Source organism: Stygiolobus sp. CP859M (assembly GCF_037389975.1).
Classification (GTDB): Archaea; Thermoproteota; Thermoprotei_A; order Sulfolobales; family Sulfolobaceae; genus Stygiolobus.
Genome location: NZ_JBBHKS010000019.1, coordinates 1 through 15,563, shown reverse-complemented (window position 1 = coordinate 15,563; position 15,563 = coordinate 1). Strand labels below are relative to the sequence as shown.

The window sequence follows — 15,563 nt, the reverse complement described above, 5'->3', positions numbered from 1 at the left end:
TTGGGGACTTGAAACTTCTTGACTAAAGAAAAAGAAATAGGATTGGGGGGGTTTGTGTTTGTAGCATTCCCTTGGGGACTTGAAACCTAAAGATAGTAGTTCTCTGATGTTTTCATCGAGTTCGTTTGTAGCATTCCCTTGGGGACTTGAAACTAGAAGGGGGATAGACCAACAATATTTCCAATCTTAGTTTGTAGCATTCCCTTGGGGACTTGAAACGTTTTGTCGTTCTTTGCTTCAGTCTTTTCTTCCTTTGTTTGTAGCATTCCCTTGGGGACTTGAAACACTTAATACGGCTTTTACCCTGAGATAGAAGTACTGTTTGTAGCATTCCCTTGGGGACTTGAAACTCATGCTAACTAACTTGTGGAAAACCGTAAAAGTATTGTTTGTAGCATTCCCTTGGGGACTTGAAACTAAATGTAATAATGGTTTCTAGGCTCAAATCGGTGATGTTTGTAGCATTCCCTTGGGGACTTGAAACGCCATGACCATCACTCGTAAATTATCACGACAACGATCTTTGTTTGTAGCATTCCCTTGGGGACTTGAAACAAGAATCATGAGATAAACTGCAGATGAAGAAAATCTAAGTTTGTAGCATTCCCTTGGGGACTTGAAACTTTTCCTCAGCTAAGCGTTGATATTGGAATAAGTAAGGGCAATGAGGAGGGATAGAGGGGCGAAGGATGGAAAGAGGGGACAAGAAAAAAGAAAAAGTAAATGAAAGGAAAAAAAAACGAGGAGTTCGGTGCACCCTAATACGTGTAGTTTAAAACGAGGAGAAAAATTACTTGGTAGGTGTTTGAGAGAGTTATTCGTTGCTCTCCTTAGTACCGCCTTTAGCGTGTTGAATGAACATCTTTGTCTGGTAAGAGTAGCCTAACAAGATGTGGAAGACGTTTGATTGTGTGTCCCACAAGTCGTTGGGGTTTCTCTTTATCAAGTCTAACGCCTCGGCGAACAACGACTCTGTAACAGAGTTCAGCTGTCTGTAATCCCTCAGTGACTCGTGTAACCTGTTCGCAAATGCTACCACGTCGTCTATGTCCATCCCTTCGTAATCGATCCTATTTAGTATCGCCTTCTTTTCGTCTCCTTTGTTGTACTGTTCTTTACCCACATACGCCGTTAGGACACCTAAAAGGAAGAGCCCTTTAAGGCCACCTTTTAGTCCCAGGCTGTCTGCATAGCCCAGCGGGGTATCTAGGTTCGTTTCTTTCTGTTGTTCTGTCTTCTCTCCCATAATCCCAATTTCCTTCATAACATATATAAATATTTCTTGGTATAACGGTAAGTCCTCCAACGTGAATCTAGTTAAACTGTTTTCACAAGTACCGTACCTCACACACTTCGCCACGGAGACGAAAGACCCGTAAACATAGCTCTGGTCTAGTTTGTTACCCAGTAGCAGAGCTTCGAGGAAGTCCAAGAAGACCTTAGGTTCTATTCCTCTACCGGAATCCCTTACCGGTAAGACTCCGTAAAGTGTTTGGAAAGAGATGTCCTGCAAGGGTATCTTGTTGTTACCCGATACTAACCTTTTGCCCTTCCCCGCCAGTTTCATGATCTCTACTAACCTGGGGACTCCTACTTCGGGTATTACCCTCCACAGCCTGAACTTGTTTTGTTCCTTTTGTCCAAAGACTAAGTCCAGCCTCACTTCTACTCCTTCAAATTCCATTATTTCTAACGCTTCTCTCTCCCCCCTCTCTACCTCCCTGAGGCCTTCCAAGATGTACCCCTCTTTGTTCGCTTTGAACATGTCCAAGAACGTCTTCTCGGCCTTCCCGGGGATGTCCGGGACTATGTACACGTTGAGTTTACCCACTCTGGCTGTCAGGTTCTGCTCTACGTAGCTCCTGCCGAGCTCCAATTTGTTCCTGCAAGAGGGACAGACCGAGTGGGAGTACAACACTTCACCGAAGTCTGAGAGGAAGCCTTTTTTGTCCGTGATGAAGACCTTCAGTAAACTCCCCCCGGTGTAGTCGGGGTTGGGTAGAACCCCTTCGGTTCCGCAGAACTGGCACTTACCTTTCACGACGCCCTTAGCTTCTACTAAGGAGCGTCGGTAGTCTTCTAAAGTGGCTAAGTCTATCGTCTCCCCTTCCTTAGTCACCACCCTCACGGTGTACAAGTCGCAGTCCCAGTCCAGTCCCTCTATTTCCGTTTCTGGTGTATACCACTCTAAGACTTCTTTTAGCAGTTTGCCCGTCTTACTGTCCTTCAGCTTATCCGCTACTACTTTTAGGGAGAACTTGTTGTTTGATACTCTCTCGCCGTTTTCGTCACGCCCTATAATATACTTTAGCGAATCGGTAGTGAGTCTGTCTTGGGGTTTCTGAGCCTTAGCGTTACCTATGTAAGCGTATTTCTCTTCGTCTCCCTCAACCAGTTTCTGTTTGTCCGTGTATACTTTCTTCTTCCCGATGTCGAAGACTACGAAACACAGTTTAGCGTCTTTCGATTTCACTTTCTCTATAGGTAATTTATAATCGCTCCCTCCTTCTTTGTTCAAAAGTTCTCCTATCCTTAAAATAGAGTTAAACATAATCTTGATTTAGCGGGGGACATAAATAAAGATTTTTAATGCGACCTGTCGTGCCCTCTTACACTCTTTCACAAGGCTCGTTTACAAAGCCTATAATCGGTGAGTTGTGGTAGACGATAACGTAAGGTGGATTTAATGCACGATCGTTTTGTTTGCGAGATGGTGTCTCAGCAAACGAAGGGGGGAGTAAGGGGAACGGGATTGTAAACCGTTACGGGCAGGATTAGATCAGGCTTGTAAGGGTGTCAGGGTGACGGTTACTCGGAGAGGGGCTTATTTACAGTCCTTCCGACTTTGAGCGAGCAGTACGCTGTTCGAGAGCCAGAAGTGTCAGCTGTGTTTCCCGTTGAGGACGCCCGTTAAAGACCTTTGACGAATTGTACATGGGGGTGTTAATGATGTAGTAATATTTATTAAAGTGAATAACAAATTGAGCTATGAATCTATATGTCTGGAAGTAGTTCCGTGTCCCCGAAGACTAATTCAGAGTACTTAATAATGTACGAAGTGAAGAACGCTAACCCTAACGGAGACCCTGACGACGAGAACAGGCCCAGAATGGACCCCAAGACTAAGACCAATTACGTTTCGGACGTGAGGTTAAAAAGGTTCTTCAGGGACTACGTGATCATGAAGCACGGTATCGACTACGTGTGGGTAACCAAAGTTGACGGAAAGCATAAAGACGCTACGGATAGGCTGGAAATGTTTGGTAACGACCCCTCTAAAGTACTTAGCTCTTGCATAGACGTAAGGTTATTCGGTGCTACCATACCGAAGAAGGGTAAGTCTAAAGGAAAGGGGTCAGAGGACGAGGGAAAGGGCGAGTCCATCTCTTATACCGGACCTTTGCAACTGACATGGGGTTATTCTCTACATAAAGTAGACCTGATGGACACTAGGTCTATAACGTCTTTGTTCTCTGGCAGGGATACTGGTGCGGGTAACATAGGGAAGGACTACAGGGTTTACTACTCGCTTATTGCCTTCTACGGTGCGTTCAGTTGGAGGAGGGGGAAAGAGACTATGGTGACGGAAAAGGACCTGAAGGTGTTTGACAACTACTTGTGGGAGGCAATCATGGAGGAGAGCGTGACGAGGAGTAAGATAGGGCATTATCCCCTATTGTACTTGAGGTTAGAGCACAAAGACCCCGACACGCTCTTAGGTGACCTGAGGAGGTTCGTTAAGGTGACGCAAAAGAAGGAGAACGTAAGGGGCTTAGACGACTTAAGTATAGACCTTTCAGTACTAGCTAACAAGCTTAAGGACAAGGGTACGGTATACCTGAGGTGTGCGGAGGAGTTCAGCGAGATCTGCAAGCCCTTGATAGGGCTCAATCCAACACAGTTACCGCACAAGGACGTAAAGTTCCCGTGAGGAGCTTTGAAAAAACTTCTTTACGTCGAAATCTACGGTAGGATGGCTCATTTCAGGAAAGTGTTCACCAACTCGACCTCCCTTTCTTACTATTTCCCGCCTAGGACTACCGTCATGGGAATAGTGGCAGCTGTGAGCGGGAAGGAGAGGGATTCCTACTATAAGGAACTCGACGCTTTGGACTACGCTATCGAAGCTTTGACACCTTTGAAGAAACTTGTGTTCGGAGAGAACTACCTCGATACGGACTCCGTTAACGTAAAGAAATTTAGGGGTGTCGGTAACAGAGTTCCGATAACGAAGGAGTTCATTGTAGCATCTAAGGGCGACTTTTTAGGTTACGGGCTGTACATAACTTACAACAAGGAGATAGAGGAGGCATTTAAGAGTCCTAAGTACCCCTTAGCCTTGGGCACGGCCGAGATGCTGGGGTGGATAGAGAAAGTCTCAGTGGAGGATTGCGAGGAAGTAAAGGACCTTTCAGGGAAGAGTGTGTACGGTGCATTACCCGCTTCTTTTAGCGTGGAGGCGGGGACGGTAATCACGCTGGAATACGGTATGCCCCGGAGGTTTGAGGAGGGTAGGATGTCGGGGAAGCTCCACAACTATTTCTTTCCCTCCGACGGCTCAGCAGTGAAGGTCAAAAGCGGTGAAGCGGAGGGGGTCAGGTGCGGTAATAAGCACTTAGTCTTCCTTTAGCCGGAGATGAAGCCGGTGAGGATCTACATCAAGGCTAGGTATTTGGGCGGTTACGTACACGCCCACTATAACTACTATTTACAGTCCTTCTTTTACAAGGCCCTACCTCCTAAAGTTAGGAAGTCCCTACATGACATAGGCGTCGAGGAGGGCCCTAGGAGGTTTAAGATGTTCACTTTTTCTAGAATATATGGAGATTATAGAAGAGATGAGGGGAAGTTACTTTATAGGGATTTCGTGTATTTCGCTTTTTCCTCGGCGTTAGACACAGTAGTCAAGTACCTTTATGAATATTTAAACAGTAACCCAGAGTTCGTTATAGATAAGGCTAAGTTCGTCGTAGATAAGGTGTTAGTAAAGAACTTCGACAAGGAGCTAGCTTCGAAAGGGCTTTTTTACACACTGTCGCCCGTCGTAGTAACGAAGAGGACAGCTGAAGGGAGTAGATATCTGTTCCCGCACCAGTTAGAGTACGATTACTTAATCAAGTTAAACATGAAGAGGAAAGTGTTAGCTCTTACCGGTAAGGTGTTTAAGACCGATTTAGAGGTCAGGGTAGAGAACTGGAGGAGGAGTGTCACGAAATATAAGCGTACGAGGGTAGAGGGGGTAATGGGTAAGTTTAAACTCACCGGGGCTTTGACTGTATTGAGGGTAGCGTATGAGGCTGGTTTAGGGGTGAAGAACAGCCAAGGTTTTGGGATGCTGGAGTTCGAAGGGACGAGCTTAAGGAATTTGCTAGGGGAGTGAGGTAGGAGAGTGACCTTGCAGGACGACAACCGACGGAGACCTCCTTTCTCTTCTGTCGGTAAATATATGTCGAAACGGAGGGGACCGCAGTTCAGGACGCCGGTTTAAGATATTTACATTTAGTCTTGATAAGGACTGATATTTTCGTTGTGTAAAAAAACTGATTTTTGTGACGAGATGGAAAAGCGGTCAAACTCCTTTCGATGAGGGTCACAAGTAAGGGTGGTTATTAGGTAATACGGTTACTTGACCTTTAAGGCAAGATCTTGTCCTTACAATTGCGTTATCCTTCGTATTCTGTCCGAGTATAGCGGTTTTTCAAAGATGTAATTCAAAGATGTAAAATACGTTAACTAATATTCCCGCCATGTTTACAAAAAATGGGGGCGAAAAGCCTTATCCCCCGGGGAGTCAAAGTCATTATCCGAGAAAGTTTTTAAACCTAGAGCCTCATACCTACTAACGAGGTGCGATTTTAGGGATGGAAGTGAAGAGTTTGTGTATCACGGTGGGCACTACTAAAGACACAGCCCTTTCAGTAATCAGGCGTTATATGGAGTACTTTGATTTAGAGAAAGTCGTTTTCCTTGTCACAGATAAGACTAAGCAGTACGTAGAAAATGTGGAGGGGCTTAAGAGCGAGATAATTACCGTTTCTCCTTCATCGTATTCGGAGAACTTGAAGCTTAAGCTCGACTGTGACGCTATAGACATTACGGGGGGCACTAAGCAGATGGCCTCAGCTTTCTCTATCATCGCAGTCCGTGACAAGAAAGGAGTTTCTTATTTAGAGGGGCCGGGCTATTTTAAGAGTGCCTATCCGGAAGTCCCCAGATGGCTGCAGAAGTTCGAGAGTTATAACATGGAATTTAAGTTCAGTCGCCCCTACGTAAAAAAATTACCCGAGACCCTCCCTTCAATTAACAAGTTTTCTTCAAGACACGACTTCCTCTCAGCTTTATCCACAGTCGTTAACTACTTCGATCAGGCTGACTTAAGCCTTCAGTTCATCAGAGAAGGGGTGAGCATGAATTATTTCACTATACATTTAGACGATGAGGCCAATTTTCAGGAAGCTAAAAAGATGAGTAAAATACTGAATGATTTGAATAAGGGATCCTCTATTGGACAGTTGGAAACAATGGTAGGGTTGAAGTCCGTGAAGTTCAAAGGTACTGAGGACAAGTTGAGGGGCAAAGCATTATTGCCTGACACCAACTTCTTCTATGGAGTCGACGCCTATAGGCTACTTAATGACGAAGAACCAATAATTTACGTTTCGGACTGCCTCAGAAACGAGTTGAGCAGAAAAGTAAACCCGGACCTAAACCGTACCCAACAACCCCCTAACCTAAATGTCAGGATGCTCGCTTGTTTGGCTTACCACCAATACTTGTCATTAATTAGTTTCGGTAGGTCTTTGCCGATTGAATCAAATGAGACATTTTGCGATTATTTAATTGTAGAGGAGTACCTAAAACATTTACACACTAAAATGTATTTGGTCTCGAATGATAAGGACGTGATTGAAAAAGTCAATAATTGGAGACAAGCAAAACCCTTAAACCCACCGCTCTCTTATGATTATGTAGAGTCGAAATACGAGAGGAGTTTAGGGACTTACTCATTATTTAAGATGATAGGTATGATCATTTACTCCTCCAGGGGTGAGGTGAAGGCACTTATAGGGGGCAAAAGAGAGGGGAAATATGTTGAGGTAGAAATAGAACTTTCGGAGAGCATCCGTGATAGAAATTTGAGATGTGATTTGTTATACGGACGGATGTTCAATGTGAAAACTGTAAGGTAAATTCAAGGACTACACTTTCCGACTTTTTTTAAAGGATGGTAGTAACTTATTAAGATTTACTGACGTGTTTAGGAAGACTGTAAAAAGGATAACAGAGCTTGCTAGGAGTTTGAGCGCTAAAGTCGTAGTAGGTAAGTTTTCCTCTAAAGTCAAGGAGAAGATGGAGGGTGATAAAAATGATAAGCTTAGGCATAGGATTCACCAGTGGAGTGTTATTAAATTTGTGGAGAAGTTACAAGCTCAGCCGATAGATGTCGCGGAGGTTTCTGAGTCATATACTTCCTCTATCAACCCGTTTAACGGCGAGAAGTTGAGGAAGGGTAAGCAAGTAGTTGAGAGAGAGTTATCAGGGTTTTTAACCCCTACCTGATGACGGGCACTGCTCACGAGGGTGGGGGTGTAAAAGTACTGAAGGTGAACGCTAGGTACTTGGAAAGCGGTGGAGTTCTTTTGGAGAGGGATTCTATTGCTTCTCTTAACTTGGTAAGAAAGGTGGATGGGAGGGTATTGGTGTTTCCCTCGACTAGCCCCAATGAGTTAAGGGTGACTGTGTATGATCCCTTAAGAGGGGCGTGACGGAATTAGAAGTAATTAAAAGTAAGGAAAAGTTACGCCACGGGTAAACACTTAATACTGACGCCAGATGGATATAAGCCAATAGAGGAAGTTTATTATGAAGGTGTACAAAAGATATATATAAGGGTTTAAAATTACCGCCTACACAGCCCATAGTGCTGTCTAACGGTAATCTGAAAAGTTTAGCTTTAGCAAAATATGTAGGTGTAGAAACAAGCATATATGAACATACATGGGATTTGAAAGTAGAAGGAACATTATTTTATGTGTTGGGCGAGAATGATGAAAAGATGGTATTAGTGGATAAGCCCAAGAAAAAAGCAATGATATAAAAGAATGCGATTTTCTATGAAGAGATATTATTTATCTCCTTTTTTAAATTTATTTTAATAACAACGACAGTATTATTTTATTTAATCAGATAAATCATGCCATAATAGAAGTTAATTAAGATTTATTGAATAAATTGTTAGAATATATTAATAATGCTAATGTAAGACTGGCTGATCAAGAACTAATTAAACTAATAAATGATCTGCAGAGATTAAATATATTGTTTGACTATGATATAAAAACAACTACAAGCGTAATGTATAGTTCGATCCCAGAGGAAACTTTCGCGACATCTTCCTCTATAATGGGCTCAATATCCTCGGTATTTGACACTGTCTTTACCATCATAAGTTCATTAATAATTTCTCTTGTTATATTTCTGGTCCGTATCGATAGCCGTAATTATCTTTATTGTTCTAGATATATTACTTGTGTTTTCCCTATTTAAATTGTAGAAAGTATATCATTAAAAAACTAAGAACAAATTTGTTCAACAGGGGAGCATATGACTTTTTCAATACATAAGACTGTAGATATTTTAGTTTCTACATCAGCTAAAGAATAAAAGAAGAGAATCGCAACAAAACAAAGGATATACGTAGATATCTTAGCGTGTAGCAAAATGTTTTAATAACCTCTTTGCAGAGTTTATATATATGAGGAGCGGAAAAGACGGAGAATATTACTTCGTAACAATTGAAAGTCATGAAGAATTAGAGAAGTTAAAGGAATTAACGCTTAAGAAAGTTAGGGCTAGAAACGGTAAGCTTTCTTATGCTTCCCAATCCTCCAAATGAATACAGTACAATTTTTTGGCTCAAAACTATAGACTATCCTTATGTCTCCAGTAACTTCTATAGAGAATAAAGGCCTCCCGTACTTATCCGTTTGGTTCTTTAATTTCTCCTTAGCATACTTTTTAGGGTCTTCTCGGAGTAAATGCAATTTATCAAAGATTAACATTATAACTTCTTCATGAGGAAATTCCTTAGCTAAAAACTCCGATAATTCTTCAAGATTAGTTATCCTCTTCCTAAACATGAATTTCAATTCCCACTTCTCACAAACCACATTAAAAGATTTAGGAAACGTATTTAAAAGTTTTCTCTTTTCGTATATTATCTTAAATATAAGCTAAATACTAAGCTAATATATAAGCAAAAATATTAAGCAACCCTAGGCCGGAGAGCGTAGAGCTTTGGGTTGAATTTTTTTGCAGTAGATTGGAAGTTTATACAATTTTTCTAACGAGAATAGAAAGCCGGGATCCCAGTATAAGTGCTTATACTACTTACTTAACAATTTTTCAAAATTCAATGAGAGTAATCAGCATATCCTTTTTTAATGCCTAGTAGCAAATATACACAAACGAAAAATTAAAGAGGGTGACTTTCAAAATGCTCTTCTACTCCAACTTCTTGAGTGTAGGGAAGAGCAGGGGAATAGGGCTAGGCGAAGTTAAGGTCTGCGGGAGTAAAGTGAAAGGGCTCAACTAAATCCAGTCGACGTTCAAACTATCAATACGAGTCGCAATAGTAACTTAATTATCATCAATTAGATCGTTAAATAGAGTGTTAATTGTCCTCACTTAGCGCTAGCCTCACTTTTAACCCTTAAATACTTGAGTTTATAGCTTGTTATGATGGAAGGGAAAAAAGAGCTAGAGGAAATCTTGAGCAAAGGTAAATTTTCTAAGTTAGAGAAGACTGACTTCGATAAGATCCTTAAGTATCTAGACGAGGATAAGGACTTCATTATTAACTACTTCGATCAAGCTACTGACGCTTTAGCGTACTTAGTGACCGTGAAGGGTTATATAGACTGGTTCATAAGGGATGACATAAACGTTCATGTAGTAAGGGCGGTAGTCGATAAAATTGCTACGACAATGAAAGCTTACGAGTTCGAAAAAGTGATAGAGTACTTAGAACCTGATTTTCTCTTTATTTACGACATATTGAGGAGACTGCCTAAAGGGAGACTGAGGGAGTGGGTAGGGCTAGTATGGGACAAAGAGTACTTTGACGAATGGAAGATGCTTAACAGAGAGTACACCTTATTGTCGGGGGCTATCCTCTTAGCTGATAGGAGGTACTTAATCTCCACACACTTCACTAAGCTCGAAGCCTTTGCTTATTCATATAACTTCCCTCAATACGTCAGGGAGAATTACAAGGTCAAGTATAAGGAGGATTACTATTCTTTAGTAACGAGGGCAAACCTGGGTGAGTATGATGATCCTGAGGGATTACTACTCAAAATCTTGAGAAAGAACAAACATTTCCACCTCACTTATAAGGCTATTATGAACCTTGCTAAAAATTACCCGGACGCACCGTGGGTAGCGTTGGAAACGTTAAGGAGTAAGACGCTGAAGTTAGCCGAGAACAAGAGGTTATTGAGGTACTTGGATCAGAACGTTGGTAAGGTAGCAGTTGAGACTATCAGATAAGCTTCTAATCTCGAATCTTTTTATTAATTTGAGGGTTTGACTTCACCGCTAAGAGGGGTTTGGGCTTCATTGAATTTTCATGAAATTTGTATCCAATCCTCAGCCCTTGGACTTCACCGGTGTCACGGGGCATTGCCCCGTTCATACCCCTCCGTCCCTTTACCATCATTTTATTAATTGGAGGAGCTGTCGTATTATTGATACTACGTTATTTAAGAAAACGTTCAATCTTTAAACTTCGTAGGCCAGACTCCATGTCGCATTAACTGAGTAATGATCAAAGTATTTAGTCTTCTACGTTATTAGAGAAACTAACAACTAGTCTCGTGTGTAATTATGGTGTAATTGAATAATTCTACAATTAATTGGAGTTACTATTATTTACTATTTGATTCGAATTACATAAAGGGAAACTTTGTTAATTATATTAGTTATACTATGACACATGAGTAAAGCTATAAACTTTATTATTCTAATTTTAATCTTAACGTCTTTAATACCTGTAAATTATTCTTTAGCTTACAATGTTTCGAGTGATCCTCGACTTTTATTCTGGCTAGTACCTTGGGGTCCATCTAATGGTACATATGAAAACCTATTACCATATCTACAGAATTTAGTTGTTGGTATAGTTTTTCCTTTTAACACTTACAATTTAGGAAATGGAAACGTTTCACTGCAGCAAGCGTTAGATTATGGAAACAATGAATATTGGATCTCCGAACAGTTATCTAAACTTGATATGCTATATAACTCCTCCAACTTGCTGTTCATTAACTTCTTCCTAACTACTAATAACTGGAGAGGGTATTTAACGAGTGTTACACCTGCTCAAATGGTCTTGCTTGAATACACACTTCATAAGATAGCTGCTGTTACAAATGGTGGACAAAAGTTAGTCGTAGGAATCTCAGAGATGAACAATTTAAACAATAATGGTTATTACGAAGTGTATTCAGCAATACAGCAGATACTACCTAACGCTAAATTATTCTATTACACAGATCTGGGCCAAAGCGTAAGTTCAGTGGAAAGTGTTTTCCAATATTTACAATCTAATGGAATAACACTAAACTACATAGGGTATGATGTATACCCCTATCCTTCATATAACTACGCGAATGGTGTAGTTTGCATACCAAGTAATTACGTTAACCTAATTTCAGATCTAGAAAATTTTGCAAACCAACAAGGTATTAGTTTCTTTATAGGTGAAATAGGATTTCGTGACGGTGATGTTCAAGGCTATAATAATCCTGCTTCGACAACATACATTGATTTTAATTCCCCTGCAGGATATCAGGACACCATAAACTATTACGAGGACGTAATATCTCAACTAAATTCTATGGGTATAAACTTCATAGGCATCTGGAATTATAATGGTTGGAACGGTGACCCATTTGGGCTCTGGAATAATCCGTATTTCAATAAGCTGCTTGAATTTGTAGGAATACAACCGATTGAAATAGCCAAAATTGACGTAGTTTCTACACTTCCGTTTTATTACGTAAATGGCTCTATACACAATGCTAATAAAACGTATATCGTTACTTTACCGGCTAATATAACATTTGTTAATGTGAAATACATTAATGGTACTTCCAGATTTATTCTGGAGGAAGTGACCCTAAATGGAAATACTACTTCTAGTATTTTTACAATAAACCAACCGGGGGATTATACTATAATAGCCAATTATGTTATGCAGTATTATGTAACTACAAATCTAAACGTTTCCGCTAATATAAACGGAGTTAAAGAAGAATTGAGTAACGGTTGGTACAATAGAGGGTCTACAATTAACGTATTTCCGCAAGTGATCCCGATAAGCCAACACGAGATCTACAATATCACTCAAACTTTCAATTTTATTGTTGAATCTCCGATGTCAATTAAAATACCTTACATCGTAGAATACTATGTCGAGGTTAATTTCACGGGATCACCATTACTTGCAGTAATAAACGGTACCAATAGAACCCTTGTAAGCGGTTACTACCCAGCTGGTACAACAATAGAAATTCCTAAATACGAATACTTGAGTTCCGTCGAGAGATTGGAGGTCTTTAGTCAGCCTCAGATATTTATTGTGAATGAACCACTACAAGTTAACATTAAAGCTATCCCACAATTTTGGGTAAATATATATCTACCTAACGGAAGTATTTCAGGGTGGTATAATAACGGTTCGATTATAGTAATTCCTAAAGTTGTAAATGTGAACGGGACAACATATGTACTTAATGGATCTGATGAAATAATTGTTACTCAACCTTTCTTCCTGCTTCCGCATTATATAGTGTTGGTTAATAATACGCAAACTATGACTAATTCAACCACGACTAACTCTGAAACAACAACCCAATCTTCTGTTACTACGTCAAGTTACAGTACAACCACTACTCAGAGTCAAACATTTTATGGTACCCTAAATAATTCAGCGTTAACATTGATAATAGTACTGATTATTATCGCTATAATTGTAGTAGTCATTATATCTAAAAGGTAAGTAAAATCCATTGTAAATTCATTATTTTGTATAATATCTAATAATGGAAAGAAAATTTTCAAGTAACTAAATTTTGCAAAGTGTATGGAATTAAGTGTAAATACCAAATTGAGCTTTCGAGGTGCAGCAATAAGCGTCAAAATCAACACTATCTCTGAAAGTGTATGCAATGAAGTATCTAAAGTAATTTAATGATATATCTTTTCAGAGAACGTTAATTCAGTAAAATATTTCTTCAATTATGTCTTGGCTACCACTTGGAACACTACTAAGGTAGAAAATAATAGATTAATGAAATTATTTCTTTATAAAGAAAAATAGCTAATACTTCCTTGTTGAATTCAAATATGATACTACTATAAACCGTTCATGAAGCATCTGGGCATCTGGCCAGTTATACCAATCCCATGTAAAAATGTCCGAGTATCTGTAAGGTGACTAGGGAATAAGATTGTATTTACAGTCGTGGAACCCGAAAAGAGAGCCTTTCCGCCCTAAGGAAATGATAATCGTGAAAGTTAATATCAAGATAATATTGTTTAAATGGTAAGCAATGTCTGTAGAACACATTACCTCATCATATTGTCTGCATATATCGTGTTGATTTAAGTGAAAGTGATGACGGTTAATGGCCATTTTTAGTAATCATGTATTTTCTTCCACATTGCGGACTCAAGCGTGAAAGGGATCTTGAGGACTAGAAATGACACACTCATTTTATAACCGAATTGGTTAAAGGTCGGCTAATCGACTCTTCCTGAAGTATTGTAGAGGAATGAGGTGAATCCATTTATCACATGAAAATACACGATGATAATTAGTTTATATACTCGAGAATAATCTAGATAAATTTTCTGATTAGTATAAATCTACTAGAGTTAATGCTATTTAGAAAAATTAGTTTAGAAATGTTGACAATTTATTTTGACTATATGAAATTTTTAGAAATATAAAACTCATAAGTTATAAATTTCAAGGTAAAGAGCTGAATCTCGTTAAGTCTCGCAACTAATGCAAGCAATATGATTTATCTATCCTTAAAATGGGGCTACTTGAAACATATTATCCACAATTAAGATTAGGTACTATTAATCATTTAAATGCCGGTAACGTATCCATACTAAATGACTAAAGTACTTGTTACGACAGATATTCATATGCCATCACGTTACTTAGCTACAATACTGGAGGGGATAAAACTGGTAAAACCCGATGCTCTTATAATCTCAGGAGACTTGACTGTTGACGGAAAGCTGGGAAATCTAGAAAAACTTTTCGTAAAGTTGAGGAAAGCTAATCAGAGAATGAGGGTAATTACAGTTCTGGGAAACCACGACTTATGGATACATGAGAAAGACACAGACAGCATCAGTAAGATAGAAAGAATAAACAAGCTAAGCGAAAAATATAACGTAGAACTGTTAGATGCTACAGATAGGACACAGTTAGGGGATTACGACGTTGTTGGCAATGTAGGTTGGTATGATTACTCTTTTGCCCCAGGCTATACCGATTTCGATTATGAAAATTGTAACCCCTACGGGTTTAGCAAGGAGTATATAAGGAGTAATTGCATTTATCTCAGCACAATGAATGAGTGTTCTTGTCAAAGTTGGCATAACGACTGCATATATACAAAGGTCGAATCAAGGAGTTTCGCTAAGGAAAATAAGGAGAAGATAAAAAGGAACATAAGGGGGAGGCAAACCATAATAGACACACATCATGCACCACTTGAGGATTTGGTTAAAGAACGTTCATTTTTCAACGCCTATGATGGACAAGACTTATCTGACATAATCTTCAATCCCAACAACAAGATACTCTACTACATTTACGGGCATCTCCACGAAAATTCAGTAACTCCTAAAATGACGATAAATGGAATTACTTTCATCAACGCTTATTCATTTCAATTCAAGGTTAAGGATTACGTACAAAACGCTATATTAAATCTACAAACTTAACTTATTATTCTATTTATAACGTAATTGCTTGGTTAGACCATTTCAGATGAAGAAAGAAAATATTGCCTCATTAACAAACAGTATTTATGACAAGGTTTTGCAATCGTGTAAGTACTTCTACTTAATAAAACTACCTTGAAGATGATGACATAAAATTCAATATTTAGCATATATTATTACGACAACAGCCAGCATTACCAGGAATAAAGCTACTATTAATATTGAAAAGAACAAGTGCTTCTCAAAAGCTCTTAACAAGCTACCTATTTTATGCATTGGTGCTGCATTAATTATTTTATTCATTGGTGCATTAATAGTCTGAGTAGTAGTTAGTGTAGGCATGGAGATGTTGTTAGTAGTTATAGGCGTGGTAACTGACACATAAGGTATTTGTATATTACTTATGATAGAGACAGTGTGGACAACAATTTCATTCATTTGAAATATTTACATTTATTATCACCCCCTTATCTAACAAGTACGTTGGGGTGTAAAGGATGTTGTATATTAGGAAGAATGTTGATAACCACCTA

The 15,563-nt window shown here is 39.4% G+C and carries 11 protein-coding genes, 2 pseudogenes and 1 CRISPR repeat array (1 of these 14 running past the window's edge); of the genes and pseudogenes, 9 read left to right on the top strand and 4 right to left on the bottom strand.

All coding sequences use genetic code 11. The features are described from left to right. Positions 1-623: a CRISPR direct-repeat array (repeat unit 30 nt; unit sequence GTTTGTAGCATTCCCTTGGGGACTTGAAAC) (it extends 3,063 nt beyond the left edge of the window). 191 nt (positions 624-814) lie between these two features. Then, positions 815-2,551, bottom strand: a complete 1,737-nt coding sequence (locus tag WIW72_RS08805) for a TM1802 family CRISPR-associated protein (RefSeq protein WP_337721359.1) — start codon at positions 2,549-2,551, stop codon at positions 815-817. Positions 2,552-2,998: 447 nt separating this feature from the next. Between WIW72_RS08805 and cas7b the strand changes: the two genes are divergently transcribed. From cas7b to WIW72_RS08775, 6 genes and pseudogenes are all read left to right on the top strand, one after another. After that, on the top strand, positions 2,999-3,931 hold the full coding sequence (gene cas7b / locus WIW72_RS08800; RefSeq protein ID WP_337721358.1) for a type I-B CRISPR-associated protein Cas7/Csh2: 933 nt from the start codon (positions 2,999-3,001) through the stop codon (positions 3,929-3,931). A 6-nt stretch (positions 3,932-3,937) separates the two neighbouring features. Next, the gene (gene cas5, locus WIW72_RS08795) at positions 3,938-4,630 is read left to right on the top strand and encodes a CRISPR-associated protein Cas5 (RefSeq protein ID WP_337721357.1); all 693 of its coding nucleotides are present in this window, start codon (positions 3,938-3,940) and stop codon (positions 4,628-4,630) included. Between the two features lie 15 nt (positions 4,631-4,645). Beyond that, positions 4,646-5,380, top strand: coding sequence for a CRISPR-associated endoribonuclease Cas6 (cas6, locus tag WIW72_RS08790; RefSeq protein ID WP_337721356.1), 735 nt, complete (start codon positions 4,646-4,648; stop codon positions 5,378-5,380). Positions 5,381-5,861: 481 nt separating this feature from the next. Beyond that, on the top strand, positions 5,862-7,190 hold the full coding sequence (locus WIW72_RS08785) for a hypothetical protein (protein WP_337721355.1): 1,329 nt from the start codon (positions 5,862-5,864) through the stop codon (positions 7,188-7,190). A gap of 52 nt (positions 7,191-7,242) precedes the next feature. Further along, positions 7,243-7,813, top strand: a pseudogene (locus WIW72_RS08780) (IS200/IS605 family accessory protein TnpB-related protein); the annotation flags it as partial. 108 nt (positions 7,814-7,921) lie between these two features. Continuing rightward, entirely contained in the window at positions 7,922-8,098 is a 177-nt protein-coding gene (locus WIW72_RS08775) for a hypothetical protein (protein WP_337721354.1), read from the top strand. Positions 8,099-8,852: 754 nt separating this feature from the next. On the opposite strand, the gene WIW72_RS08770 is transcribed toward WIW72_RS08775, so the two are convergent. Continuing rightward, positions 8,853-9,170, bottom strand: a complete 318-nt coding sequence (locus WIW72_RS08770; protein ID WP_337721353.1) for a type II toxin-antitoxin system RelE family toxin — start codon at positions 9,168-9,170, stop codon at positions 8,853-8,855. 571 nt (positions 9,171-9,741) lie between these two features. Between WIW72_RS08770 and WIW72_RS08765 the strand changes: the two genes are divergently transcribed. The 3 genes from WIW72_RS08765 (at position 9,742) to WIW72_RS08755 (ending at position 15,030) form a co-directional block, all read left to right on the top strand. Continuing rightward, positions 9,742-10,551 (top strand): hypothetical protein, encoded by an 810-nt coding sequence (locus WIW72_RS08765; protein ID WP_337721352.1) that lies wholly within the window; start codon positions 9,742-9,744, stop codon positions 10,549-10,551. 445 nt (positions 10,552-10,996) lie between these two features. Continuing rightward, on the top strand, positions 10,997-13,063 hold the full coding sequence (locus WIW72_RS08760) for a hypothetical protein (protein WP_337721351.1): 2,067 nt from the start codon (positions 10,997-10,999) through the stop codon (positions 13,061-13,063). A 1,124-nt stretch (positions 13,064-14,187) separates the two neighbouring features. Further along, positions 14,188-15,030, top strand: a complete 843-nt coding sequence (locus WIW72_RS08755; RefSeq protein WP_337721350.1) for a metallophosphoesterase family protein — start codon at positions 14,188-14,190, stop codon at positions 15,028-15,030. Positions 15,031-15,186: 156 nt separating this feature from the next. On the opposite strand, the gene WIW72_RS08750 is transcribed toward WIW72_RS08755, so the two are convergent. Together WIW72_RS08750 and WIW72_RS08745 are read right to left on the bottom strand one after the other, a co-directional pair. Beyond that, positions 15,187-15,468 (bottom strand): hypothetical protein, encoded by a 282-nt coding sequence (locus tag WIW72_RS08750; protein WP_337721349.1) that lies wholly within the window; start codon positions 15,466-15,468, stop codon positions 15,187-15,189. Continuing rightward, a pseudogene (locus WIW72_RS08745) lies at positions 15,461-15,563 on the bottom strand (IS6 family transposase); the annotation flags it as partial. The pseudogene WIW72_RS08745 and the gene WIW72_RS08750, both read right to left, overlap by 8 nt.

Excerpts from the sequence above, each read along its gene's own strand:
- WIW72_RS08805 (WP_337721359.1), bottom strand. The coding sequence starts at position 2,551 with ATGTTTAACTCTATTTTAAGGATAGGAGAACTTTTGAACAAAGAAGGA.
- cas7b (WP_337721358.1), top strand. The coding sequence starts at position 2,999 with ATGTCTGGAAGTAGTTCCGTGTCCCCGAAGACTAATTCAGAGTACTTA.
- WIW72_RS08785 (WP_337721355.1), top strand. The coding sequence starts at position 5,862 with ATGGAAGTGAAGAGTTTGTGTATCACGGTGGGCACTACTAAAGACACA.
- WIW72_RS08765 (WP_337721352.1), top strand. The coding sequence starts at position 9,742 with ATGGAAGGGAAAAAAGAGCTAGAGGAAATCTTGAGCAAAGGTAAATTT.
- WIW72_RS08760 (WP_337721351.1), top strand. The coding sequence starts at position 10,997 with ATGAGTAAAGCTATAAACTTTATTATTCTAATTTTAATCTTAACGTCT.
- WIW72_RS08755 (WP_337721350.1), top strand. The coding sequence starts at position 14,188 with ATGACTAAAGTACTTGTTACGACAGATATTCATATGCCATCACGTTAC.
- WIW72_RS08750 (WP_337721349.1), bottom strand. The coding sequence starts at position 15,468 with ATGAATGAAATTGTTGTCCACACTGTCTCTATCATAAGTAATATACAA.